The 25,008-nt window shown below is 58.4% G+C and carries 20 protein-coding genes, 1 tRNA gene and 1 riboswitch; of the genes, 11 read left to right on the forward strand and 10 right to left on the reverse strand.

All coding sequences use genetic code 11. From position 1 onward, the window contains the following. The first annotated feature begins 93 nt into the window (after positions 1-93). Together ACQZ6D_RS03045 and ACQZ6D_RS03050 are read left to right on the forward strand one after the other, a co-directional pair. On the forward strand, positions 94-2,409 hold the full coding sequence (locus ACQZ6D_RS03045) for an NADP-dependent malic enzyme (protein ID WP_003515491.1): 2,316 nt from the start codon (positions 94-96) through the stop codon (positions 2,407-2,409). A gap of 134 nt (positions 2,410-2,543) precedes the next feature. Then, positions 2,544-3,644: a DUF2865 domain-containing protein gene (locus ACQZ6D_RS03050; protein WP_065658610.1), complete on the forward strand. Its 1,101-nt coding sequence runs from the start codon at positions 2,544-2,546 to the stop codon at positions 3,642-3,644. Between the two features lie 69 nt (positions 3,645-3,713). Here the strand turns inward: ACQZ6D_RS03050 and bluB are convergent, their stop codons facing one another. Both bluB and ACQZ6D_RS03060 read right to left on the reverse strand, forming a co-directional pair. Further along, positions 3,714-4,430 (reverse strand): 5,6-dimethylbenzimidazole synthase, encoded by a 717-nt coding sequence (gene bluB, locus ACQZ6D_RS03055; protein WP_025593576.1) that lies wholly within the window; start codon positions 4,428-4,430, stop codon positions 3,714-3,716. A gap of 98 nt (positions 4,431-4,528) precedes the next feature. Further along, positions 4,529-4,714, reverse strand: a riboswitch (cobalamin riboswitch). Positions 4,715-4,841: 127 nt separating this feature from the next. Continuing rightward, entirely contained in the window at positions 4,842-5,672 is an 831-nt protein-coding gene (locus ACQZ6D_RS03060; RefSeq protein WP_065702470.1) for a TolB family protein, read from the reverse strand. Positions 5,673-5,864: 192 nt separating this feature from the next. On the opposite strand from ACQZ6D_RS03060, the gene ACQZ6D_RS03065 reads away from it, so the two are divergent. Next, on the forward strand, positions 5,865-6,242 hold the full coding sequence (locus ACQZ6D_RS03065; RefSeq protein WP_111782479.1) for a VOC family protein: 378 nt from the start codon (positions 5,865-5,867) through the stop codon (positions 6,240-6,242). A 149-nt stretch (positions 6,243-6,391) separates the two neighbouring features. Here ACQZ6D_RS03065 and ACQZ6D_RS03070 read toward each other — a convergent pair whose 3' ends face one another. Continuing rightward, entirely contained in the window at positions 6,392-8,071 is a 1,680-nt protein-coding gene (locus ACQZ6D_RS03070) for an NAD+ synthase (RefSeq protein ID WP_448729603.1), read from the reverse strand. A gap of 231 nt (positions 8,072-8,302) precedes the next feature. Between ACQZ6D_RS03070 and ACQZ6D_RS03075 the strand changes: the two genes are divergently transcribed. The 3 genes from ACQZ6D_RS03075 (at position 8,303) to sthA (ending at position 12,832) form a co-directional block, all read left to right on the forward strand. After that, positions 8,303-10,243 carry an LTA synthase family protein gene (locus ACQZ6D_RS03075; RefSeq protein ID WP_162686643.1) on the forward strand — a complete coding sequence of 647 codons (1,941 nt, stop codon included), beginning with the start codon at positions 8,303-8,305 and terminating at the stop codon, positions 10,241-10,243. 109 nt (positions 10,244-10,352) lie between these two features. Then, positions 10,353-10,886, forward strand: a complete 534-nt coding sequence (locus ACQZ6D_RS03080; RefSeq protein ID WP_003515504.1) for a DUF1003 domain-containing protein — start codon at positions 10,353-10,355, stop codon at positions 10,884-10,886. Positions 10,887-11,428: 542 nt separating this feature from the next. Continuing rightward, positions 11,429-12,832, forward strand: coding sequence for a Si-specific NAD(P)(+) transhydrogenase (sthA, locus tag ACQZ6D_RS03085; protein ID WP_003515506.1), 1,404 nt, complete (start codon positions 11,429-11,431; stop codon positions 12,830-12,832). 201 nt (positions 12,833-13,033) lie between these two features. Here sthA and ACQZ6D_RS03090 read toward each other — a convergent pair whose 3' ends face one another. After that, positions 13,034-13,684 (reverse strand): hypothetical protein, encoded by a 651-nt coding sequence (locus ACQZ6D_RS03090; protein WP_013636246.1) that lies wholly within the window; start codon positions 13,682-13,684, stop codon positions 13,034-13,036. A 254-nt stretch (positions 13,685-13,938) separates the two neighbouring features. Continuing rightward, the gene (locus ACQZ6D_RS03095) at positions 13,939-14,478 is read right to left on the reverse strand and encodes an AAA family ATPase (RefSeq protein ID WP_065702546.1); all 540 of its coding nucleotides are present in this window, start codon (positions 14,476-14,478) and stop codon (positions 13,939-13,941) included. Positions 14,479-14,777: 299 nt separating this feature from the next. Between ACQZ6D_RS03095 and ACQZ6D_RS03100 the strand changes: the two genes are divergently transcribed. After that, the gene (locus tag ACQZ6D_RS03100) at positions 14,778-15,767 is read left to right on the forward strand and encodes a carbon-nitrogen hydrolase family protein (RefSeq protein ID WP_083211511.1); all 990 of its coding nucleotides are present in this window, start codon (positions 14,778-14,780) and stop codon (positions 15,765-15,767) included. 138 nt (positions 15,768-15,905) lie between these two features. Here the strand turns inward: ACQZ6D_RS03100 and tig are convergent, their stop codons facing one another. Together tig and ACQZ6D_RS03110 are read right to left on the reverse strand one after the other, a co-directional pair. Beyond that, positions 15,906-17,384, reverse strand: coding sequence for a trigger factor (gene tig / locus ACQZ6D_RS03105; RefSeq protein ID WP_003515514.1), 1,479 nt, complete (start codon positions 17,382-17,384; stop codon positions 15,906-15,908). Between the two features lie 240 nt (positions 17,385-17,624). Then, positions 17,625-17,707, reverse strand: a tRNA-Leu gene (locus tag ACQZ6D_RS03110). 659 nt (positions 17,708-18,366) lie between these two features. Here ACQZ6D_RS03110 and ACQZ6D_RS03115 point away from each other — a divergent pair. The 3 genes from ACQZ6D_RS03115 (at position 18,367) to trmFO (ending at position 20,887) form a co-directional block, all read left to right on the forward strand. Further along, the gene (locus ACQZ6D_RS03115) at positions 18,367-18,513 is read left to right on the forward strand and encodes a DUF1127 domain-containing protein (RefSeq protein WP_003502992.1); all 147 of its coding nucleotides are present in this window, start codon (positions 18,367-18,369) and stop codon (positions 18,511-18,513) included. A 476-nt stretch (positions 18,514-18,989) separates the two neighbouring features. Then, a complete protein-coding gene (locus tag ACQZ6D_RS03120) occupies positions 18,990-19,133 on the forward strand; it encodes a DUF1127 domain-containing protein (RefSeq protein ID WP_003515516.1) in 144 nt (47 codons plus the stop codon). Positions 19,134-19,429: 296 nt separating this feature from the next. Continuing rightward, a complete protein-coding gene (gene trmFO, locus ACQZ6D_RS03125; RefSeq protein WP_448729604.1) occupies positions 19,430-20,887 on the forward strand; it encodes a methylenetetrahydrofolate--tRNA-(uracil(54)-C(5))-methyltransferase (FADH(2)-oxidizing) TrmFO in 1,458 nt (485 codons plus the stop codon). A gap of 43 nt (positions 20,888-20,930) precedes the next feature. On the opposite strand, the gene ACQZ6D_RS03130 is transcribed toward trmFO, so the two are convergent. Genes ACQZ6D_RS03130 through ACQZ6D_RS03140 form a run of 3 tightly spaced genes read right to left on the reverse strand, consistent with a single transcriptional unit; the run spans position 20,931 to position 23,303 of the window. Beyond that, positions 20,931-21,509 carry a TadE/TadG family type IV pilus assembly protein gene (locus ACQZ6D_RS03130; protein ID WP_448729605.1) on the reverse strand — a complete coding sequence of 193 codons (579 nt, stop codon included), beginning with the start codon at positions 21,507-21,509 and terminating at the stop codon, positions 20,931-20,933. After that, positions 21,506-22,039, reverse strand: a complete 534-nt coding sequence (locus ACQZ6D_RS03135; RefSeq protein WP_111804527.1) for a TadE/TadG family type IV pilus assembly protein — start codon at positions 22,037-22,039, stop codon at positions 21,506-21,508. The genes ACQZ6D_RS03130 and ACQZ6D_RS03135 overlap by 4 nt, the downstream gene beginning before the upstream one ends. Further along, positions 22,026-23,303 carry a pilus assembly protein gene (locus tag ACQZ6D_RS03140; RefSeq protein WP_448729606.1) on the reverse strand — a complete coding sequence of 426 codons (1,278 nt, stop codon included), beginning with the start codon at positions 23,301-23,303 and terminating at the stop codon, positions 22,026-22,028. The genes ACQZ6D_RS03135 and ACQZ6D_RS03140 overlap by 14 nt, the downstream gene beginning before the upstream one ends. A 543-nt stretch (positions 23,304-23,846) precedes the next feature. Here ACQZ6D_RS03140 and ACQZ6D_RS03145 point away from each other — a divergent pair. After that, positions 23,847-24,974: an S-(hydroxymethyl)glutathione dehydrogenase/class III alcohol dehydrogenase gene (locus ACQZ6D_RS03145; RefSeq protein ID WP_065702461.1), complete on the forward strand. Its 1,128-nt coding sequence runs from the start codon at positions 23,847-23,849 to the stop codon at positions 24,972-24,974. Positions 24,975-25,008 lie beyond the last annotated feature (34 nt).

The following is a 25,008-nucleotide window of genomic DNA, read 5'->3' on the forward strand; positions in this document are numbered from 1 at the left end:
TTTGCATAAGCGGGCGGCAAATAACGGCTGTACCACGGGAAAGTTTGTTGTATTCAGAGGGCCGGAATTGAACCAGACATGACGGTGGAAGACATGACCTCTCACGATAAGAACAACACGCCCGCCAACACGGCAAAGGCCGACATCGAGGAACAGGCGCTCTTTTTCCACCGCTACCCGCGCCCCGGCAAGCTGGAAATCCAGGCCACCAAGCCCCTTGGCAACCAGCGCGATCTGGCGCTTGCCTACTCGCCGGGTGTCGCCGCCCCCTGCCTCGCCATCCATGAAAATCCGGAAATGGCAGCGGAATATACCGCCCGCGCCAATCTCGTTGCAGTGATTTCCAACGGTACGGCAGTGCTTGGCCTTGGAAATATCGGCCCGCTTGCGTCCAAGCCTGTTATGGAGGGCAAGGCCGTCCTCTTCAAGAAATTCGCCGGCATCGACGTTTTCGATATCGAGATCGATGCGCCCGGCATCAACGACATGGTCTCCACCATCGCAGCGCTGGAACCCACCTTCGGCGGCATCAACCTTGAAGACATCAAGGCGCCCGAATGTTTCGAGGTGGAGCGCCAGCTGCGCGAGAAGATGAACATCCCGGTCTTCCACGACGATCAGCACGGCACGGCGATCATCGTCGCCGCCGCCGTCACCAACGCGCTGGAACTGGCTGGAAAATCGCTTTCGAGCGTCAAGATCGTTGCCTCCGGCGCCGGTGCGGCAGCCCTTGCCTGCCTCAATCTGCTTGTCGCCATGGGCGCAAAGAAAGAAAACATCTGGGTCCACGATATCGAGGGCCTCGTTTATGACGGCCGCAACTCGCTGATGGACGAGTGGAAGGAAGTTTACGCGCAAAAGACCGACAAGCGGGTTCTGGCCGACTCGATCGACGGCGCCGATGTCTTCCTCGGTCTTTCGGCGGCAGGCGTGCTGAAGCCGGAACTTCTGGAGCGCATGGCGGAAAATCCGCTGATCCTGGCACTTGCCAACCCCAATCCGGAAATCATGCCGGAAGTGGCCCGTGCTGCCCGCCCGGATGCGATGATCTGCACCGGCCGTTCGGATTTCCCGAACCAGGTCAACAACGTGCTGTGCTTCCCCTATATCTTCCGCGGCGCGCTGGATTGCGGCGCAACCACGATCAACGAGGAAATGAAGATGGCCGCCGTGCAGGCCATTGCCGAGCTTGCCCGCGAAGAAGTCTCGGAAGTCGCCGCCAAGGCCTATAGCGGCGAAACGCCGATCTTCGGCCCGAACTACCTCATTCCCTCGCCTTTCGATCCGCGCCTCATCCTGCGCATCGCGCCGGCCGTTGCCCGTGCTGCCGCCGCAAGCGGCGTCGCCGCCCGGCCAATCAGCGATTTCGAAGCCTATCTCGACCAGCTCAACCGCTTCGTCTGGCGTTCCGGCTTCATCATGAAACCGGTCTTCAACGCCGCCAAGGTTGCCGAAAAGAAGCGCATCATCTTTGCTGAAGGCGAAGACGAGCGCGTGCTGCGCGCCGCACAGGTGCTTCTGGAAGAAGGCACCGGCATCCCGATCCTCATCGGTCGCCCGCAGATCATCGAAACGCGCCTGAAGCGCTTCGGCCTGCGTATCCGCCCGAATACCGATTTTGCGGTGGTCAATCCCGAAGACGATCCGCGTTACCGCGACTACGTCGATGATTATTTCGCACTGGTCGGCCGCGCTGGCATCAACCCGGAGGCGGCCCGCACCATCGTGCGCACCAACTCCACGGTCATCGGCGCGCTGTCGGTGAAGCGTGGTGAGGCGGATGCGCTGATCTGCGGTCTGGAAGGCCGTTACGACCGGCACCTGCGCGACGTGAACCAGATCATCGGCAAGCAGGAAAGCGTTCGCTCTTTCGCAGGCCTCAGCCTGCTCATCACCCAGCAGGGCGCGCTGTTCCTCACCGACACCTTCGTCAACAACGATCCGACCTCCGAAGAAGTGGCCGAAATGGCCATTCTCGCGGCAAAGGAAATCCGCCGCTTCGGCATCACGCCGAAGATCGCGCTCGCCAGCCACTCCAATTTCGGGTCGCGCGATTCGGAAAGCGCCCGCAAGATGCGCCGCGCCCTGAAGATCGTGCAGGCAGCGGCACCCGAACTGGAAGTGGACGGCGAAATGCAGGGCGGCTCGGCACTTTCGGAAGCGCTGCGCAAGCGCGCCATGCCCAACAGCGTGCTTACCGGCGAAGCGAACCTGCTGGTCTTCCCGAACCTCGATGCCGCAAACATCACGCTCGGCGTCACCCGCACGCTGACGGAGGGCCTGCATGTCGGCCCCATCCTGCTTGGCACGGCTCTTCCCGCCCATATCCTGTCGCCCAGCGTCACCTCGCGCGGCGTTGTCAACATGGCGGCCTTTGCCGTCGTGCAGGCATCGCACCCTTCGGTGTGATGAAGGCGTATTAACGCAGTTTTGAACATGCTGTTGCCGCATTGCGGCAACAGCTTATGTTATCTTCCTGAACACGGATTTCCCGAAGCATAACACCCTCGCCACCGGCCGGGGACATCGAACGGATCGCACCATTGACCCGGCGCCGCAGCATTATCGGCCTCCTGCTTCCCCTTGTTTTCATCGCCCCGGCCGCTGCTTTCGCGGATCAGGTCTGCGATACGCTTTATGCGCAGCTGCGCGAACCGCCGCGTGTCATCGGCAACACCGCCGAGGTACGGCGTTACGCCAATGCGCTCACCCGCCAGAACATCGAGATCCGCAGGATCAGGAACGATCTGCGCCGTTACGGCTGTTCATCCGCAAGCGTCACCGTTTATGGCAGCCCGAATGCCGAACTCTGCGCAGAGATCAGCGACGCGATGGCGGATGCGCAGAGCGAACGCGATGCCATCATCCGTGACCGCGACTATGCCATGGCGGCCCAGGGCAGCGATGATAGCGACATCAGACGCCAGCGCATTCTCGCCGCACTCGACGCCAATGGCTGCAGCGCCATTCCGGAAACGGAAGCGCGCCAGCCGACGGCACCCGATGTGACACGTTACCCCGACGCCTTCGGCGAACAGAGCAATCCGCCGGGACAGGCAGGGCTTTCGCCCTACCCCAATGCCGCTGCTGAAGGCGGGCTCAGGACGCTGTGCGTGCGCACCTGCGACGGCTCGTTCTTCCCCATCGCTTCCAATGCCTCGCCGCTCGATTTCCGTGCGCAGGCCGAACAATGCCAGAAAATGTGTCCGGGTACGCAGACGGAGCTTTATTTCCACTCCATGACGGAGCAGGAAACGGCTGACATGGTCTCGGCTGAAACAGGAAAGCCCTATAAGGACCTGCCGACCGCCTTTGCCTATCGAAATGCCTCAACCAAAGCCCCAGGCTGCGCCTGCAACATGGCCGCCTATCACGAGGAGATGAAGCAGCAGGAGGCTGCGCGGCCGGAAGCTGAGAAACCCTATTCAAGCATCACGACCATTCCATCACCGCAAGGTGACACCTCCAAAAAACCCACCGAACTGCAGCAGGCCGCAAAGCCGCCGGAACAACCGGTTCCGGAACGCGACTATGACCCGAACAACAGCAGGGTCCGCGTCATCGGCCCTAAATTCCTGCCCGACCAGACAGGCCGGATCGACCTGAAGAACCCGGCGCTGAAGGGCATTCAGCCGCAGCAATAGCTCCCATCAAGCACGCGGTATGGAGTTGGCAACGCTCTATCTCACTCACAAGGCGGTCGCGTGTTCTCTTTACCGCCCGCCCCAGCGATTGCGAAACACCAGCTCCTCCAGCGGCACGCGCTGCCGCCAACCCTTCACCGCCAGTTCCGGCTCGGTATAAAGTGTATCGACGCGGCCGAGGCATAGCCAGGCGACGATCTCGATGTGGTCCGGGATTTCCAGAATGGTCCGAATGTCGCTATCGTGGAAAATGCTGACCCAGCCGACGCCGATGCCTTCGGCGCGCGCTGCAAGCCAGAGGTTCTGGATGGCGCAGACGGTGGAATAGACATCGGTGCGCGGATTGTGGGTGCGGCCCAGCACCACCTTGCCGCCACGCGTCGGATCGCAGGTGACGCAGATGCTGAGCGGCGCCTTGCGGATGCCCTCAAGCTTGAGGCTGCGGTAAAGCGCCTGCTGCTCCCCCTCGAACATCGCCGCCGCCTCGCCATTGGCGCGGCTGAAGGCAACCCAGGCTGCCTGCCTGACCGCACCGTCAGTGACGAGCGTGAAATTCCACGGCTGCATGAAACCGACCGAGGGCGCGGAATGCGCCGCCTTCAGCAGGCGCTCGACCACATCTTCCGGCAATGGATCCGGAAGGAACTGGTCGCGCACATCACGGCGGGTTTCGATGGCACGGTAGATCGCCTCTCGCTCCCCCTCGGAAAACGGGTAGGCGGGCGAAAGCGCGTGATCGAATGCATTTGCGTCGAGCGAACTGGTCGCGAGTGGATCGGTCGGCATCGTCTATCCCCAACAATGCTGGCGCGCCGCCACGAAAACCGGCTCCGGTTTTCGCCTGCACGACGCGCTGCTGCAACAACCTGCCGCCGTCCACGCGGTCTGGTCTATCCTGTCAGGCCGGTCTTCTGACTCGGCTTCATCCGCCCACTTTCGCCTTCCCGAATGGATTCAGTGGCATCAAGAAAAAGGGCATCCGCCTCACAGCGCTGGGCACGTTCCGGTCTTGCACCGGATTCCCGATTCTCCCGCCCTAAAGGGCAGGCACCTGACGAAGAAGCTTATGAGCAACAAAGATTGCAAATACAAGTATCTTGCGCAGCGATGCGGCAATGTGACCGTGGCCACCTCACCGGCGTATTGCGGCCTTCAGCCGCCGCGCAGACGCGCGCCAGCTGAAGCACCCCTACCGCATCACCCAACGGGAAAATACCGCACATAAGCGAACTCATCCCCGTCCGGTGACCAGTTGGGGGAATTCATCGTTCCCTGCCCGCCGAAAAGGTCAAACAGCGTTTCGGCATTGCCGCCATCCATATCCATCAGCCGCACGCGCACGTTGAGGTCGCGCGGATGGTCGAAGACATCGGCGTCGTAGGAGACGAAGACGACCTTGTCACCGCTGGGGGACGGATGCGGGAACCAGTCGCCATAGGCGCTGTCGGTGATACGCTCGACGGCCGAGCCATCCACCCGCACGCGCCAGATCTGCATCTGGCCGGTGCGGCTGGAGTTGAAATAGATCCATTCTCCATCCGGCGAATAATCCGGCCCGTCATTGCGGCCCTCACCATGGGTAAGGCGTGTCTCAACACCGCTGTCTATGTCCATGGAATAAATATCGAAAACCTGATCGCGAATGCCGCAATAGGCGAAACCTTTCCCGTCCGGCGACCAGCCGTGCCAGTAGGACGGAAGGTTCTTAGTCATCAGACGCGGCGTTCCGCCCGTCGAAGGCAGCAGATAGATGGCACTCTTGCCGAACTCCACCTTGTCGGAAATGGCATAAAGCGAACCGTCAGGCGAAATGCCGTGGTCATTGTTGCAGATTGTCGCAAAGCCGGTATCGACCTTTTCCGGCGAAGGGTCGCCGGCAAGTGACAGGCGATAAAGCAGACCGTCGCAGTTCAGAAGCAGGTATTTCCCGTCCGGCGACCAGTTCGGAGCCTCGAACAGCTCCGGCGTCTGCCAGACCACCCGCATCTGCCGAGTGCGGATGTTGAAGATTTCGATGGAACTGCGCATGCTGCCTCCCGGGCCTGTCGATCGTCTGGCGTGGAGCGTTGAATGGCACAAACATTCCGTTTGCATCCGCCACCGCCGTGATTATGATCCTATTGCCGCAGGCACCGCCCTGCAAATTCAAATAGGAAAAAACAGCAGCGTTCCGGCACCGCCCGCTCCCCTGCCCGTTTCTCCCAGATCCGAGGTTCCGCGATGAACACCATCGCCGTTCACGGCATCCGCTTCGGTCGGATCGCCGCAATGCTTCCTGTCAAGAATATCGAGAAGGCCCATGACTTTTATGTCCGTGTGCTGGGCTTCGAAAAGACCTTCGAAAACGGCAACCCTGTCGGTTTCATGATCCTGAAACAAGGTAATGCCGAGTTGCACCTGACATTGCAGTCGACGCACAAACCGGCCCCCTTCAATGTGGCGCATATGCTGGTCAGCGACGCCGGCGCGCTGCACGCGCTTTGCAAAAGCCACGGGCTTCGCATCATCAAAAGTCTGCAGGACAAGGATTATGGCCTGCGGGCCTTCGTTTTCGAAGACCCGGATGGTAACCGCATCGATGTGGGGCAGGTTATTTAACGAGATAGGGAGACGGCGCGGCGTGTCCGCGCCGTTGGAGGAAAAGGATGCTTCTTCGCCATCGATATTTGGCGAAGCCGCAGCATCCGCACTCCATCACCCCGAACTAGATTCGGGGTCCAGCAAGCTCCCTCCATGCCCTCCTTCGACTACCTGTCCCTGAACCGGTTGGTAATCGGATAACGGCGATCGCGGCCGAAGTTCTTCTTGGTGATCTTCACCCCGGGCGCGGATTGGCGGCGTTTGTATTCGGCGAGATAGAGCAGATGCTCGATCCGGTGCACCGTCGCGATATCATGGCCACGCGCGAGGATTTCCTCGACCGACATTTCCTTTTCCACCAGGCACTCCAGAATATCGTCCAGCACCGGATAGGGCGGCAGCGAATCCTGGTCTGTCTGGTTGGGTCGCAATTCGGCGGATGGCGCCTTGGAGATGATATTGGCGGGGATCACTTCGCCGGACGGCCCGAGCGCGCCCGGCGGCACATGGGAATTGCGCCAACTGGAGATGGCGTAGACCTGCATCTTGTAGAGGTCCTTGATGGGATTGAAACCGCCATTCATGTCGCCATAAAGCGTCGCATACCCCACCGACATTTCCGACTTGTTGCCTGTTGTCACCACCATCGAGCCGAACTTGTTGGAAACAGCCATGAGAATGGTGCCGCGTGTACGGCTCTGCAGGTTTTCTTCGGTAATGCCTTCCTCCGTGCCCTCGAACATTTCCGAAAGCGCCGACAGGAACCCATCCACCGGTTCGGCAATGGGCACGATATCGTAACGGCAGCCAAGCGCCCTGGCGCAATCGGCTGCGTCCTTCAGCGAATCCTCGGAGGTGTAACAATAGGGCAGCATGATGCAGCGCACCCGCTCTTCGCCCAGCACATCAACAGCAAGCGCAGCGCAGATCGCCGAATCGATACCGCCGGAAAGGCCGAGAACCACGCTCTTGAAGCCGTTCTTGTTGACGTAATCGCGAAAGCCCAGCATGCAGGCGCGGTAATCCGCCTCCTCGCCTTCAGGGATTTTCGAGAAAGGACCGCTTTCGCAGCGCCAGCCTTCTGCGGTGCGTTTCCAATCGGTGACGGCAAGGGTCGCCTCGAACTGGCTCATCTGGAAGGCAAGGGTCTTGTCGGCATTGAAACCGAAGCTCGCGCCGTCGAAAACCAGCTCGTCCTGCCCGCCAAGCTGATTGGCGAAGACCAGCGGCAAGCCGCTTTCGATTACCTGTTTCAGCGCCACCTGATGGCGCACATCCAGCTTGCCGCGATAATAGGGTGAACCATTCGGCACCAGCAGGATTTCCGCCCCACTTTCGGCAAGCGTTTCGCACACACCCATATCGTTCCAGATTTCCTCGCAGATCGGAATGCCGATCCTGACACCGCGGAAATTATAGGGACCGGAGATCGAACCTTCGGCGAAAACACGCTTTTCATCGAACTCGCCGTAATTCGGCAGGTCGATCTTGTCACGCAGCGCGATGATCCTGCCGCCATCCAGAAGCGCAACCGAATTGTGCCGGCCCGTTTCGCCCTGACGCGGAAAACCGATGACGACGCCCGGCCCGCCATCGGCGGTTTCCGCCGCCAGTTCTTCCACGGCCTTCAGGCACGCTTTCAGAAAAGCCGGCTTCAATACCAGGTCTTCCGGCGGATAGCCGGATATGAACAGCTCGGTCAGAAGCAGGAGATCGGCACCCTGCGTCGCCGCATCGGCCCGTGCTTCGCGCGCCCTGGCGAGATTGCCCGCCACGTCGCCAACAGTCGGATTGAACTGCCCGACGGCAATTCGAAGATGGTTTTTGATGTCGTGTCTGTCGCTCATGGCTTTTCAATACCGCGCCCGTGCCCGCTCCGCAACGCGGCAATTGCATGCCGCACCACCTTGATAGGATGAAGCCGCAACCGGCATTCACGCTAAGGTTATCACCGCACCGGCCACACCCCGCAAAGTTCATGTCGCGTTCATCGCGCTTATGTGACAGTTACATGACAGTTTTGCGACGCCCCGATTCACCTCCCCGAATTGCGCGGTGTTGCCTCGTAATACCGGAGTATGAGTTTGAGAAATTCGGCGCCAAAAACAACGGCTTCCGAAAAGGCTGATTTTGTCTTTTCGCCTGCATGGACGCGGAGCCTTTCCAAGCTTTCGGGTAAGGCCTACACGCTTGCCAATCTAACGTTTTCCTCGGTCGTGCTTGTCGTCGCGCTGGAATGGATCGCCCGCGGTTCGCTAGTTGATGTCGGCACCTTCCTCACCTCATCCGCCCGCCCCGGCATGACCACCATCGCCGCCGTGCTGCTGCTGCTCGTAGCGCTGGATTCCATCCTCGGCCGCCGTTACCTGTCGCTCATCGCCGTTGCGCCGCTTTGCGCGCTGACAGGGCTGATTTCCGCGCAGAAACAGACCTATCTCTCCGATCCGCTTTATCCCTCCGACCTGCTGTTCGGCCGGCAGATCCTCGAGCTTCTGCCCACCATGCTGAAAGCCCAGCCGCTGACGGCCGTGCTGGTCGGCCTTGGCCTTTGCGCCACGGTTGCGGCCCTTTCCACCCTGTGGCTGCTGGCGCGGCGTTATTCGCCCGGCTTGAGCTGGCGCGAACGCGCCGCAGGTCTTGTGCTGGCGCTGCCGCTTCTGGCCGGCCTCGCCTCGCTCATGGACTATTCGCATTATTCGTGGGTGCGCGATCGTCTCAACATCATCCCCATGATGTGGGATCAACAGGAGAATTACCGCCATAACGGTTTCCTGATGGCCTTTGCCTTCAATATTCCCATGGCCAACGTCTCGGCGCCGCAGGGTTACGGCGAAAACAGCATTGCGGACCTGACCTCGGAACCCGCCGCCTTTGCCGCCAACACGGGCGATTACCCTGATGTCATCATGTTGATGAGCGAATCGCTGTGGGATCCGACACGGCTTGAAAACGTGAAGCTCTCTGCCGATCCGATGCCCAACATCCGCGCCAAGCAGTCCGGCCACGTGTTCTCGCCGGAATTCGGCGGCATGACGGCGAATGTGGAATTCGAGGCACTGACCGGCTTTTCCAACGCCTTCCTGCCCTATGGCAGCATTCCTTACCAGCAATATATCCGCCGCCCGGTGCCCTCGCTTGCCAGCTTCTTCCGTGGCGAAGGGTATTCGGCCATCGCCATGCATCCGTTTCAGGAATGGTTCTGGAACCGCAAGGAAGTCTACAGGAATTTCGGCTTCGAGGAGTTCCGCTCGGAAGAGACATTGCCGCCCATGGAAAAGCGCGGCAACTTCGCCTCCGACGACGCGCTGATGGACCAGATCATGGTGGCCGCGGACGATGCGCGCAACCCGCTCTTCCTCTTCGCCGTCACCCTCCAGGGACACGGACCTTACGAGGCGGGCCGTTATGCCAGCGACACCATCGGCGTAGAGGGCGATCTTTCCGCTTCCGCATCGCAGGCGCTTGGTACCTATGCGCAGGGCGTGGCGGAGGCCGACGACGCCCTTCTGAAGCTGATGCGCTGGGCAAAAAAGCGCGAGCGCGAAACCATCATCGTGCTCTTCGGCGATCACCTGCCGCCCCTTGGCCAGACATTCGTGGAAAGCGGCTACATGCCGGGCATGGTAGCCAGCCGCCGCGCGCCGCTGGAAGTCATGAAAAAGGAACACGAGACGCCGCTTGTCGTCTGGTCCTCGAAGACGGGCGTGCGCAAGAATATCGGCACCATCAGCCCGGCGCTGCTGCCCTATCACGTACTGAAAACAGCCGGTTTCTCAGACCCCTTCTATACGGGGACCTTGGGTGAAGTGCAGGATGCGTTTTCCGTTGTCGACCGGCACATGCTCGTGGCGACGGATGGCAAGGCCCTGCCCGACTGGTCGATTTCACCCAATTCCATTCCGGACGTGGTGCGCAATTACCGCCTGCTGCAATTCGACATGATGTTCGGCGAGCAATATGGCCGAGAGCGCTTCTTCCCCGGCTTCAACTGGGTAAATGACGCCACGCCCTCCGTCTGATGGGTCTGGACGCCTAAACGGCATGGCAGCGGAAATCGTTTGAATTCCTTTGCCATGCGGGTTTATCTCGACAGGGCCTTACCGAACCATCAGCACCACGAGAAGCACCGTGTCAGACATCTCCGACTATATCGTTTCGCACTTCAAGCGCTCCTCCCGGGAAATCGGCGAGGTCGAGCGTCGTATTCTGGAACTGTCGCACCAGAAAAAGCTGGTCTCGACCGACACCAATGCGGAATTTTCCGCCGGGGCAAACCTGGGCGACAGGCTGGCCGACAGCATTGCAAGGGTTGGCGGCTCCTGGGGATTTATCCTCAGCTTCTGCTTTTTCCTGGTGTTCTGGGCAATCATCAACACCATCGTGCTGACGACGCGGGCCTTCGACCCCTACCCCTTCATCTTCCTCAATCTTCTGCTATCGATGCTCGCGGCCATTCAGGCGCCGATCATCATGATGTCGCAGAACCGGCAGGCCGCCCGCGACCGCTTCGAGGCCGCCAAGGATTATGAGGTGAACCTGAAAGCCGAGCTTGAGGTGCTGTCTCTGCACGAAAAGATCGACGTGAAGGTACTGGCCGAACTGGCAGCACTCAGGCAGGACCTCGCTGCCCTTCACCGCCATGTGACCCGGAAAGAAGACTGACGAAAAAGAACCGGCGCGCGAAAATCCATCCCCGCTTTTCCCCGCCCCGCCTTACCCTGTTATCTTGAATGCAGTCCTGCCGGGTAGACGCCAGACGTGGCGTAAACCGAAGGACGGTCCTGGTGGTGGGAACGGTGGCACGTTCATGGTGACAGGACCATTTCGCAAAAGGCCGTGCACTGCCTCTTGCGAAATACGGCTTTCTGGAATGCCCGGTCGCGCAAGCATCCGTCCACTCCAACCCCAATCAGAGCGTGACCGGGCACAACCCGTCTTAAACTACGAAAACCCGACGGCGAAGGCCGTGCCGGGCGCAAAGGCGCATCTTTGCGTCGCAAAACGACGAGCGGGCAAAACGGTTACGAATCCGTCAGATTATTGCGCTACAGATTGACGCAGGCGTTTGTTGCATTGCACTCTCGTGTGCAAGGCTGACAAGGGAATCACTTCCCCTGGTCAAAATGGCATCACGACCATTTCGCGGCAGCGCCATCCCGGATGCGACATCCGGTCATTGCAATACATTCTGTTCCGGGGTTTTCATGTACCAGTTCGATCTGATTGTTATCGGCAGCGGTCCGGCGGGAAGACGCGCCGCCATCCAGGCCGCCAAGCTCGAAAAGAGGGTTCTGGTCATCGAGAAGGGCAGCCGCGTCGGCGGCGTTTCGGTGCACACAGGTACCATCCCTTCCAAAACATTGCGCGAAACCGCGCTCAATCTCACCGGCTGGCGCGAACGCGGTTTTTACGGCCGCTCCTACCGCGTCAAGCAGGAGATCGACGCGGACGATCTGCGCCGCCGCCTGCTGATCACGCTCGACCACGAGGTCGAGGTGCTGGAACACCAGTTCGCCCGCAACCGCGTGCAGCACATTCGCGGCACGGCAAGCTTCGTCGATGCCAACACGGTGAAGGTGGTGAAGAACGACGGTGAAGTCATGAACGTCACCGGCGCTTCCATTCTGCTCGCCATCGGCACGCGGCCCTACCGGCCACCGCATATTCCCTTCGACGGCGCAGCAGTGCTCGACTCGGACGAGATACTCGAGATCAAGGAACTGCCGCGCTCCATGGTCGTTGTCGGCGCGGGCGTCATCGGCATCGAATATGCCACGATCTTCAGTGCGCTCGACACGCAGGTAACGGTGGTGGAACCGCGCGAAACCATGCTGGAATTCATCGACAAGGAAATCGTCGAGGACTTCACCTATCAGTTGCGCGACCGTAACATGAAGCTGATCTTCGGCCAGAAAGCGGAAAAGGTGGAGCGCGACGACAGCGGCAAGTGCCTCGTTTCGCTCAGCAACGGCCGCGTCCTTAAAGCCGAGACGGTGTTGTTCGCCGCCGGACGCGTCGGCGCAACCGATACGCTCAATCTTTCCGCCTGTGGGCTGGAAGCCGACAGCCGCGGCCGCCTGAAGGTCAATCCCGAGACCTTCCAGACAACAGTGCCGAACATTTACGCCGCCGGCGATATCATCGGTTTTCCGAGCCTCGCCTCCACCTCGATGGAACAGGGCCGTATCGCCGCCCGCCACGCGGTCGGTGCACCGGCCGGTGAACCGCCGCAGTTCTTCCCTTACGGCATCTATGCCGTTCCGGAAATCTCCACCTGCGGCCTGACGGAAGAAGAAGTCACCGAACGCCACATTCCCTATGAATGCGGCATCGCCCATTTCCGCGAAACCTCACGCGGCCATATCATGGGTCTCGACAGCGGGTTGCTGAAGATGATCTTCTCGCTGAAAACCCGCCGTCTGCTCGGCGTCCACATCGTCGGCGAAGGTGCCACCGAACTGGTGCATATCGGCCAGGCGGTGCTGAACCTGAAGGGTACGGTGGAATATTTTGTCGAGAACACCTTCAACTATCCCACGCTTGCCGAGGCCTACAAGATTGCCGGTCTCGACGCGTGGAACCGCATGGGTGAGCTGAAGAAGGATTGAGGCTGGCTGTTGCGGGTGGAGATCGTTTGCAATGTGCGCAAACCTCTCCTCCGTCATGCTCGGGCCTGTCCCGAGCCTCTGCAACGTCGCGATTTTATGCGACGTGATTAGATCCATGGGACTAGCCCAAGGATGACGCCGAATGCGGCGCAAGAACGTCTATCACCTTCTGCTCATCCATACGATAACCGGTGACGCCCCTCACCACCGAATACTATACCGCGCACTCACACCCGGCCGAAAATGATCCGCATATCCCTGATCGAGCGTTCCGCGCACTGTCAGGTGATCGCCGATCTTCTGCTCCACGGCCACGCCGCTGCTGAACTCGTTGAAGCTGTTGCGGCTTGCCCCCGTCAGCACGAAAGCCGTGCCGGTTTCCGAGCGGGAAAGGCGCAGCGACTGCGATACGTCCAGCCCGTTCCATTGCTGCGCCGTGCCGTCATAACGCACCGTGAAATTGCGGTTGGCCTCGATATCCAGTTCCGGCGTAACAATGCGTTTCTGTCGCGACGTCATGGAAACGCTGCTCGACCCCGTCAACGCGTTGAAGAGGACACCGACATCACGGGCAAGCGACACGCCGGGCAGCTGCTCCGCCAGCAGCGTGACATTGCCCCACAACCTTACTGGCGTATCCACCACCTGCCCCGTCCTGGAGGCATTCATGCCCATTTCCAGCCCCGCCCGGATCGGCGTCTCGACCGGCAGCTTCGCACCGATACGCGCCGTATAGGAACGATCGGAATTCTTGACCGGCTTCCAGATCAACTCCGGCTCATCGGCACGGGCGTTGGTGCCAATCGCGGCGAACAGAGAAAACAACAGGGCGAAGCCCGTTCGTGGCGACATATCTTGTCCCCTGGCAAATTAAGGGCGCACCGGGTGAACCCGGCAGGCACGGTAAAAGCTTAAGGCCAAAGGTTTTGGCAGCGATGACAGCCGCGCGTTGGCGGCCATGTTTCCTTGACGGCTGCACCGGCAGCCAAGGCAAATCATGCTGCGCAGGGTGCCAGATGAACGGGAGATGAACAAGAGCAGATGCAGCAAAAAATCATGCTGCACCGCATTGTGATCAAAACGAAGGTGACGGGAACCGCAGCGTGTTAATTTCCTGCCTTCGGAACATTGCAACGAGCCAGAATATCATCCACCACCACTCCCAAAGACCTCGATGAATCAATGGCAGATGCACCGACTGGAAGGTCTTCATTCGTTGCGTGGAGTTGCAGGACAAATTGTCTTTCGGCCAGATTGCCACCGAACTCATCCTCCGGCCTGGCAGCCAGCCGTCTTTGTAAGGTCGCTGCGTCGACATCCAGAACGAAGACCTCATCGAACAGATCTATAAAGCGTCGAAAATTTCTCGATCCGCCACAGAAGAAGGTGACGGCGTGCTCTTGATCAGCCACAAGCTGCCGAACTTTTTCGACATTCCAGATGTGATGTCGGTGACGGAAGGCGATTTTTGTGTCGTCGCCCTGAAACAGCGCGACATCCATGGGTTCGCCCGTTTCGGGGTCGCCTTTGTAAGCCAGTTCACGGTCGCCGTGAATCACATGAAGGCCGCGTTGCTGAAGTTCCGTTGCAACCGAGGTTTTACCAGCCCCGGAGATACCCTCAATCAAATAATTTCTTCTGCCCATCGCCGCGACTGCCCAAAGCCCTGTCATGCCTTCTGAAGATAATAGTCGAGAAAGACGTGAAGATGTCGGAGTGTCGAATTCTCCGGTTCATGTAATGCGGAATTGCGGTAGCTTGACGACTCAACGTTTTCCCACTGATAGTGACAAAAAGGCGAAGCCTGCGCCTAACCTCCCAGACCTTCCCCAGCATGGTCTTGAACGGAGGCAAAGGGACTGTCGTTGTCTCAGGCTACTGTCTTGGTCCGATCGTTTCGGGCGGGTTGCTGGGGAATCGCGTCCGGGACGTGAAAGGCCTGATCATGACGCAAAATAATAATTTCAAACGCCGCGTAAGAGCTCGTGCAGCGAAAACCGGCGAGTCCTATACGGCGGCGCTCAAGCATATCCGCCGAACTCCCGACATGCCAGTTAGCCCTTCTTTACGAATGGCTGTCGCGCAAACGTCGCTGGTCGACGACCCTCGTATGGTTTCGGCACTGAAAGCAGCCGGGCAAGAAATGCGTCGCCTCATGTGCGATGCCCATAAGGCCGGCGCCCGTCTCATCCATTTTCCGGAAGGGGCAACGTGCTGGCCCAATAAACGCATCATGTCCGAAACTGGGCCGAGAGAAATCGGGCCTTCCGACTGGACGCGCTTTGAATGGGAAACTCTGCGCAGAGAACTGGAAGCGACCAGAAAACTGGCGCGAAGGCTGAAGCTTTGGACGATTCTCGGTTCCGTCCATCAGCTTACTCCGCCACATCGACCGTATAACAGCCTGTACGTCATCTCCGATCGCGGGAAGCTTATAACTCGCTACGATGAGCGCCTGCTGTCGAACACCAAAATCTCGTTCATGTACTCGCCGGGAACTGTACCGGTGACGTTTGAAATCGATGGCTTCCGTTTTGGTTGCGCGCTCGGCATGGAGGCGCACTACCCAGAAATATTCATGGAATACGAGAAGCTGAACGTCGATTGCGTGCTGTTTTCCACCGCAGGTGATGGCCCGTCCAATGCCCCGGCATTTGCAGCCGAAATATTGGGGCATGCGGTGAGCAACACCTATTGGGCCAGCTATTCCACCTTGGCGGCTCAGAGTACAGCTGCTCCCTCGGGAATCGCCGCACCGGATGGCCGTTGGGTGGCGCAATGCCCGATGAACGGTTTACCGGCTATCGCAATAGCAGACATTGCTATCGATCGTGAAAATCCCGCACGACCATGGCGGCGAAAAGCCCGCAGCGATCTATATGCGCCTCATCAGGTGAATAATGATCCCAGAAGCGATAGCCGGGAGCAATTTTAACAGGCGAGATCGGTCAGCGGCGCGGTTTGGGTCCGCTGGCCACCGCCCAAGGCGGATGGACCGCATCGCCAGACGAAACAAAAAAGGCCGCAGCTTTCGCCACGGCCCTTCCATTCATTCAGCTTTCGCCCGCCAAGATTATTCGGCGTCGGCCTCAGTGGCCTTCTTCTTGGCCGGAGCCTTCTTCTTCGGAGCGGCTTCTTCGCCTTCAGCGGCGTCGTCAGCCTTGGCAGCAGCCTTTTTCTTGGCAGGCGCCTTCTTCTTGGTTTCCGTTGCTTCTTCGCCGTCGTCAGCCAGAAGCTCTTCCTTGGAAACGGTCTTGTCCGTTACCGAGATTTCCGTGAGCAGCTTGTCGATGACCTTTTCTTCGAAGATCGGAGCGCGCAGCGAAGCGGAAGCGCCGGGGGTGTTGCGGAAGAAATCGAGGATTTCTTTCTGCTGGCCGGGGAACTGCTGCAGCTGCTGGAACAGCGCGCGCTGCATTTCTTCTTCGGTCACTTCTACGCCAGCCTTTTCGCCGATTTCGGAGAGAACGAGGCCGAGACGAACGCGGCGTTCAGCGAGCTTGCGATATTCTTCGCGGGCTTCTTCTTCCGTGGTGTCTTCGTCAGCAAATGTCTTGCCGGACTGGGCAAGATCGGTGTTGATCTGGCGCCAGATGTTGTCGAATTCGGCATCGACGAGGCCAGCCGGCGTGTCGAACTTGTACATTTCGTCGAGCTGGTCGAGAATCTGACGCTTGACCTTCTGGCGGGTTACGTTGCCGTACTGGCTTTCGATCTGGCCGCGAACGATTTCCTTCAGCTTTTCAGCCGATTCGAGACCGAGCTTTTCCGCCAGTTCGTCGTTGATTTCAACAGCAGCGGCAGCAGCAACTTCCTTGACGGTGATGTCGAAGTTGGCTTCCTTGCCTGCAAGGTTCGCAGCCGGGTAGTCAGCCGGGAAAGTCACGGTGATGGTCTTTTCGTCGCCGGCCTTGACGCCAACGAGCTGGTCTTCGAAGCCGGGGATAAAGCGGCCAGAACCGAGAACCAGTTCAGCGTCTTCAGCAGCGCCGCCATCGAAGGCTTCGCCATCAACCTTGCCGAGATAGTTCATGGTGACGCGGTCGCCTTCGGCGGCCTTGCCCTTTTTGGCTTCAAAGGTACGGGCGCTCTCAGCGATCTTGAGGATCTGCTCGTTGATTTCGTCTTCGGAGACTTCAACAACTTCGCGGGTAACCTTGATGCCGTCATTGGCCTTCAGTTCGATGGCCGGAATGATTTCGTAGGCAACGGTGAATTCGAAATCGGTTTCAGCCGAAAGGATCTTTTCGGCTTCCTGCTCGTCTTCGGTCATGGAGATGGCCGGCTGCGTTGCAGACTTCTCACCGCGGCTGGAAAGGATTTCGGAAGGCTTTTCACGAACCAGCTCGTTGACGAGGTCGGCCATGATGGACTTGCCATACATCTTCTTCAGATGGCCCATCGGCACCTTGCCGGGACGGAAACCGTTGATGCGAACCTTGTCCTTGGCGTCAACCAGGCGCTCGTCCAGACGGGCCTTCATGTCGGCAGCCGGGATAACGACCTTGAGTTCGCGCTTCAGGCCTTCAGCCAGCGTTTCGATAACCTGCATTTTCTCAAACCTTCACATCATGGCGGCGGTGCTCAGACAGCCGTTGGTTTACTTTCGAGCACTGCGCCGGAAACGTCGTTCCCCGGCCGTGGCTTCCATTATTTCTTTACACAAGCGCCTGCCGGACAAAATTGCGCTCGCGCCGGAGACAAGGGCGCGAAGGGGATGATGAACCCCAAAGCTCCCTGCATCACTAAGGATGCACTCTGGCACAAGCGTGGCACAGCCATGCTTTACTTGTGGTGCGGGTAGAGAGACTCGAACTCCCACGCCGAAGCGTTGGTACCTAAAACCAATGCGTCTACCAATTCCGCCATACCCGCACGTTGGGCGGCGGTATGTCACAATGTTCTGGAAGGGTCAAGCACGCCTTATCGCCGCGTCCCGTTTCGCCCGGACTTTTCTTGGGTCCCCGCCCCAGCCGCAAAAGCCGGCCGGTACATTCTTGCCGTTTCGTGCCCGCATGAAAGGGAACGGCGCGCCCGCAGACGATGACACGAGGGGCCGCAAAACTGCGCGCGCCGTCTCCCTCTTTCCCGTCCGGCTTCACATGTTCCGACAGGAAAAACGCGCAACATTTATGCGGCTACATGACATTATATATAGGACATGCCGCCCGTCATTTTACGAGAACGCGCGCCTCCAGCCGAATCCCTTATACGAACGACCTTTGCATCTCCACCCTTGCCTCTGCCCTGCCCGACCCCTGGTATTCAGCCGGACCGCACGGCTTGGCAGCGACAGATGCCGCCAAGTTCACTAAAAGCACACAAATTGGTCACAAATTATGCAGTAGCCGCCGCAATTGGGGTCGTTTACCGGCTTGCTTTGCGTTCCATGCATAGGTGGCATCTTGCTTTGTCTGTTTTTGTTTTTATTAAACCGATTATATTCATGGTCATACAGAGATCGAGTTCAGCCCCGAGCCTAATCCTCCCAAGACGGGCCGGAAACGCTGGACAGCACGAAGAGGAAGATGACAATGAACATTACACGCTCGCTCACCAACTGGCGCAAGTATCGTCAGACCGTAACCGAACTAGGCCGCATGACCGACCGCGAACTGAATGACCTCGGCATTGGCCGTCAGGACATCCGTCGCGTCGCACGCACCGCCGTCGGCATCTAATACGCTTCGCCGCTTGAAGCGGCGGATGCGAGACGCCCCTCCCAAAAGGCCAGAGGCTCCCACCTCCGGCCTTTTTTTCGTTCTGGCACCCTCTCGGGATCGAGCCGCGCCGCCCCACCGGCATGTGCGCGTGACAAACAGATGAAAAATGCATCGATTAGGCGGCTGCATCCGGCATATCTGGAGAGCCCGAACGCCCTTCAAGCACCGCTGAGGGGAGCAAAAAGCCGGTCTATCACCGCCAATGGCCGCAAACCCCTTCAAAACCGCCCGAAAGACAGGCATTTCCGCTCATATTTTGCTCATACGGTAGTCAAAGCCGCAAATTTAGCCGACATAGTGCACAAATGCATGGCAGTCGCCTAAATTCTGCACTGCACAACATGGCTCAATGTCTATATATAAAACCTCAACAGCCGAGAGCACAGAAACACTGAGCCGGCCGACGAAATCAAAGAAAGATTGAGGAAACGATCATGAACCCTATCCGCATCGCAAAGAACTGGATCTCCTACCGTCGCACGATCAACGAACTTGGCAGCCTGTCCAACCAGGCCCTGAGCGACATCGGCCTGACACGTTACGACATCCGTAACGTAGCTTCCCGTTCGTTCCGCTAAGGCGTAAAAGATCGTCCCGCTGCCCGACCTCCAGGGCGCGACGATTGAGCGACAGGTAAAAGAAAGCGGCGCCTCTGGCGCCGTTTTTGATTCTGGCGGTATTCGCCGGAGATTTTTGGCTTACAAGCATAGAGACCACATTCCCTCCGCCCCAATCGTGCCACCCGCAAAAACATTTGGCTGTCGCAGCCATGCATGGTAGTGCATCGCCCTGAAAAACGCGTCCTTCGGGACCCGCGCGGAACAATCACTCGAAAGACAGCCGCCGGAGGGGAGCTTTTGCCCCCACGCGGCCTATGGGCGCCAGCATGCAAGACAAGACCTATTCTCCCATTCACGTCGTGGGCGGCGGACTGGCCGGTTCGGAAGCCGCCTGGCAGATCGGTGAAAGCGGCGTTCCAGTCATCCTGCACGAAATGCGCGGCGTGCGCGGCACGGAAGCGCACAAGGGCGATACTCTGGCGGAACTGGTCTGTTCCAACTCCTTCCGCTCCGACGATGCGACCGCCAATGCAGTGGGCGTCATCCACGCGGAAATGCGGCTTGCCGGCTCGTTGATCATGGCCTGCGCCGACAGGCATCAGGTACCTGCCGGCGGCGCGCTTGCCGTCGATCGCGACGGATTTTCTCAGGCCGTAACAGACCGGCTCGAAAGTCACCCACTGGTGACGATCCTGCGCGAAGAGGTTTCCGGCCTGCCGCCGAAGGAATGGGGCAGCAGCATCATCGCCACCGGCCCGCTCACCTCGCCGGATCTGGCGGCGGCGGTTCAGGCCGAGACGGGTGAGGATGCCCTGGCATTCTTTGACGCCATTGCCCCCATTGTGCACCGCGACAGCATCAACATGGATATCTGCTGGTACCAGTCGCGTTACGACAAGGTTGGCCCCGGCGGCACGGGCAAGGACTACATCAACTGCCCGATGAACGAGGAGCAATACAACGCCTTCATCGACGCGCTGATCGCCGGCGACACGGTGGGTTTCAAGGAATGGGAAGGCACACCCTATTTCGACGGCTGCCTGCCAATCGAGATCATGGCTGAACGCGGCCGCCAGACGCTGCGCCACGGCCCTATGAAACCGATGGGCCTGACCAACGCCCACAACCCCACCGTCAAGGCCTATGCCGTGGTCCAGCTTCGCCAGGACAATGCGCTCGGCACGCTTTACAACATGGTGGGTTTCCAGACCAAACTGAAATACGGCGCGCAGGCGGATGTATTTCGCATGATCCCGGGTCTCGAAAATGCGGAATTCGCCCGTTTGGGCGGCCTGCACCGCAACACCTATATCGATTCCCCCATCCTGCTCGATCCATCGCTGAAGCTGAAATCCCGGCCTGACCTGCGTTTTGCAGGCCAGATCACCGGCTGCGAAGGGTATGTGGAAAGCGCCTCCGTCGGACTTCTGGCCGGCCGTTTCGCTGCCGCCGAACGGAAAGGCGAGACCCCGAGCCTGCCGCCCGCAACGACAGCCCTCGGCTCACTTCTCAACCACATCACCGGCGGGCATCTTTCCTCGAATGATGAGCCGGGCAAACGTTCCTTCCAGCCGATGAACATCAATTTCGGCCTCTTCCCGGAACTGGAGCCAGGCTCCATCGTCAAGCCGGAAGGCGTGAAACGTTTTCGCGGCAAGGACAAGACAATCATGAAACGCCAGCTCGTTGCAGCGCGGGCGTTGAGGGATTGTGCGACGTGGTTGAACGGGGGCGAGGTCATCCTAGAAACCGTCACCGATCATTATCGCTGAAACGCCACGGCATTGGCTAGGGTGAAGCCCCTGACCAATGCCGTCAGCGAACATTCCAGAAAAGCCAGTCCGACTTTTCCTTCTGATATTTGTAGTGTCGGGAGAAATACGGGTTTACCGCCGTCACGTATTCGAACTCGATATCCGTATTGCCCAGCAAAGAAATGAGCGGGCGGTATTTGTAACGCCCCGAAATTACGATTACCGCTTCTTCGGTCTTGAAGTTTCCTTGCGTCAATATCTTGTCCCACTTCACGTTTTCGGCGTTGCCAAAAAAATTGTATGGGGCGAACTCGGTCACGGCGACCCCACCCACAAGCTTGGCGCTTCTGAGCGTCAGATCAAGCTTTTCAGATTCGAGCGGGCGCCCGGCAGCCATGACAAAGGATTTGACGCCAGTCCTGACGCGCTCCTCAAATTCCGGGAATCGGGCCGACCAACGGGCCGTATTGTCCACTACTGTTACGAAACGGTCATAGCTCATCCAGCCACGCCCGATTTCGATCACCATCGCCAGTACTAGAATGAGCAAAGGCATCAATAGCGCTAATTCCAACGCGGCAACGCCAGAGCGCGAACTTATCAGCGAGATGGATAGATATTTCAATCTCTTACCAATCATTCCGTCACCCGAACTGCGGTGATCGCCAGAGAGAGATTTTGCAATTGCGGCTTGCCCCCGGAACTGGGAACGAGCAGATGGGTGGTGGGAAGAATGAATTTCCAGTCATACCCCAGCGCCAGAAGATATTGCCCGGCGGCCTTGCTTGGCGCCTCGAATTTGTTCTCGACCGGAAATGTCACCGGTGTAGTAGCAAGGTTGGCATCAGCAATGGCAATGAGCGATATTTTCAGGTCATCTTCAGTTGTCGCGAGCAGGAAATTCGAGGCAATAACCTGCCTGAACTCCGCCGCGGTAACGGACGTTCGGCCAGCCGCCGCCTTGCGCAGATATTCAGTCCCGGCAGTGGCCGCCGTCGACATATTGAGGCTGAAGAAAAGCACGAGACTAACTTCGATGATACCGAAGATCAGCAGGAGATAGACCGGCAAAAGCAAACCGAACTCTACGGCGGTAGCCGCACGGATATCCGTGGCAAGCGACCGGATGAGACTGGGGAAGTCACAATGCGATATCTTAAAACGAGTCAAGATAAGTGACCTCGAATGCCGTTATGATGCCACCCAGACTGTCGCTCGTTCCAGCGGCGGCGATCGACAGCTTGTACAGCGAATAAGTATCGACAGTGACCTCGTAGCTTCGGCGCTCCCATCGAATTTCATTCGCCTTCTGGCTCATCTGGATAATTTTTTTCTCTACACCCATTTGGGGCCGCAACACCTGCAGCGAAATATCGATGTCGTTCGAGCCTTCGTAATTTTGGTTTCGCCCGTTGTACCAGACCGAGATTTCGTATTTGCCGGGATGCATTTCCACATATTTGAAGATCGAACTGTTGGCGTCGCGTCTTTTTTGCCCTTCCCAGTGACTGTCAAGTTCGACAGCGTAGCGGGTTGGCGGTATTCGCTCATTTTGGCCGTTGCGCATCGAGGGCGTGTTGTTCTTCTCTTCTGTAGTACACTGCTGCTCCTGCTCGGAATTCAAGGCGTCCTTGCCATCCGTTTGCGCCTTGCTGCCGTTTTTCGAATCGTTGTTTTCTTTGGGAAGAGTAGCCTGTGACTTTGGGGTGCATGTCATCCCGGCGCTTGTCTCTTTCTCCTTTTCCTGATCCCCGTAGCCCTGCCAGCCATGGTTCTTCCGGCAATCCGCATTGCTCCAATCCTGAAGTTCTATGCCCGGCCCCGTACCGCCATCCCATCCCAGTTCGGCATAGGTATAAACACCCCAGCAACCGTTGGGTGTTTTGGCGGTTCTGCCGTTTTTCAGCATACGTTCCGTGCCGTTCAGCGTCTTTTCGAAGGTGTTGTTGACAACGACCTCACCGTCATGTGGATAAGGCGGTATACCGCCACAACGATACGACAGCTGATAGTCCAGTTTTTTCACCCCGAACATGCCACTGAACACGGTTTTGTAGCTGAACTTTGCGTCTATATCCGTCGTCAGCCAGTCGATTTTAACATCGCGACTGACCACATTCTGTTTGGTGGAACGGATCAGTGCGTCGAACGTGTCGAGCACGTTTTTACGGCGCACCTCATCCAGGGGTACGTTCGTGCGCGTCGGTTTTGTCGAACGCTCACAGGCCTGTGCAACCACCCGCTTCGACTGGCTATAATAGGCCAACGCCCGGCCGCCTTCGAAAAGAAACCCGAAAAAAAGCAGGAAAACCGGCAACAGCAACGCCGTCATAATGGCGAAACTGGCCCTCCGGTCGTGCAAAAACGCCCCGAAAATCTCCGCCAGACCGTCCAGTTTTGTCTTAAAATTCAACATTTGAAAATGCCGCTTCATGAAATTGGCTATCACCCGCCTTAAAATAAATCACCCAGTTTCCCTCCACGCCTCCGGACAGACACAACGCCACAGCCGGAGGGAATATTGGGGCGGCAGCAAACAAACTCAGCAAAGGCTGATGCACCGCGATCATGGCGGCACGCGGCAAATGAGCCGAGCCACTTGCAAGCAAAAGATGCAAAAACTAATAACAGCCGCCGAAATACAGCGCCGACTGCGGGTTATGCTCCATTCGAAATTCTATAGTGTGGTATAAACACCAAATTTGTAAATTAATAGTCACCTTTATTCCGAAAAATATATGTAAAAACATACACTTAAATCACGTATTCATAATTTAGAATAGCTGAAGTAAACCATATAAAGACAACGCGAAACATTGCCCTGATGGCAGGCCCGCGACGGTGCGCAAATTCCTCACAGGTGTGACGGGCATTGCCGTCTTTTGAATACGGCAAGACGGATTTGTACCTTGCCCCTGCCGCCAAGCTCGGGCAAAACAGCCCTATCCAATCACGAGACCATGCCAGGAGATAGAATATGGACGTTCGCGCCGCAGTTGCCATTCAGGCAGGAAAACCGCTTGAGGTCATGACCGTTCAACTCGAAGGTCCCCGCGCTGGCGAAGTGCTGGTCGAGGTCAAGGCGACAGGTATCTGCCACACCGATGATTTCACCCTCTCCGGTGCCGATCCCGAAGGTCTGTTTCCGGCCATCCTTGGCCATGAGGGTGCAGGCATCGTCGTTGATGTCGGTCCCGGCGTCACCTCGGTCAAGAAGGGCGATCATGTCATCCCGCTCTACACGCCGGAATGCCGCGAGTGCTATTCCTGCACATCGCGCAAGACCAATCTCTGCACCTCCATCCGCGCCACCCAGGGCCAGGGCGTGATGCCTGACGGCACCTCGCGCTTCTCGATCGGCAAGGACAAAATCCACCACTATATGGGCTGCTCGACCTTCTCGAACTTCACCGTCCTGCCCGAGATCGCTCTTGCCAAGATCAATCCCGATGCGCCCTTCGACAAGGTCTGCTACATCGGCTGTGGCGTGACGACCGGCATCGGCGCCGTCATCAACACCGCCAAGGTGGAGATCGGCTCGACGGCAATCGTCTTCGGTCTCGGCGGCATTGGTCTCAACGTTCTGCAAGGCCTGCGTCTTGCCGGCGCTGACATGATCATCGGTGTCGATATCAACAATGACCGCAAGGCCTGGGGCGAGAAGTTCGGCATGACCCACTTCGTCAACCCGAAGGAAGTGGGCGACGACATCGTGCCCTATCTCGTCAACATGACGAAGCGCAATGGCGACCTGATCGGCGGCGCGGATTATACGTTCGACTGCACGGGCAATACCAAGGTCATGCGCCAGGCGCTGGAATCTTCGCATCGCGGCTGGGGCAAGTCTGTCATCATCGGCGTTGCCGGTGCGGGCCAGGAAATCTCCACGCGTCCGTTCCAGCTGGTCACCGGCCGCAACTGGATGGGCACGGCCTTCGGCGGCGCGCGTGGCCGCACCGACGTGCCGAAGATCGTCGACTGGTACATGGAAGGCAAGATCCAGATCGATCCGATGATCACCCACACGATGCCGCTCGAAGACATCAACAAGGGCTTTGACCTGATGCACAAGGGCGAGAGCATCCGCGGCGTCGTAATCTATTGATCGGCTGACAAAATGGCAGGCGCGCACCGCGCGT

Source organism: Agrobacterium sp. 22-3639C2, assembly GCF_053522105.1.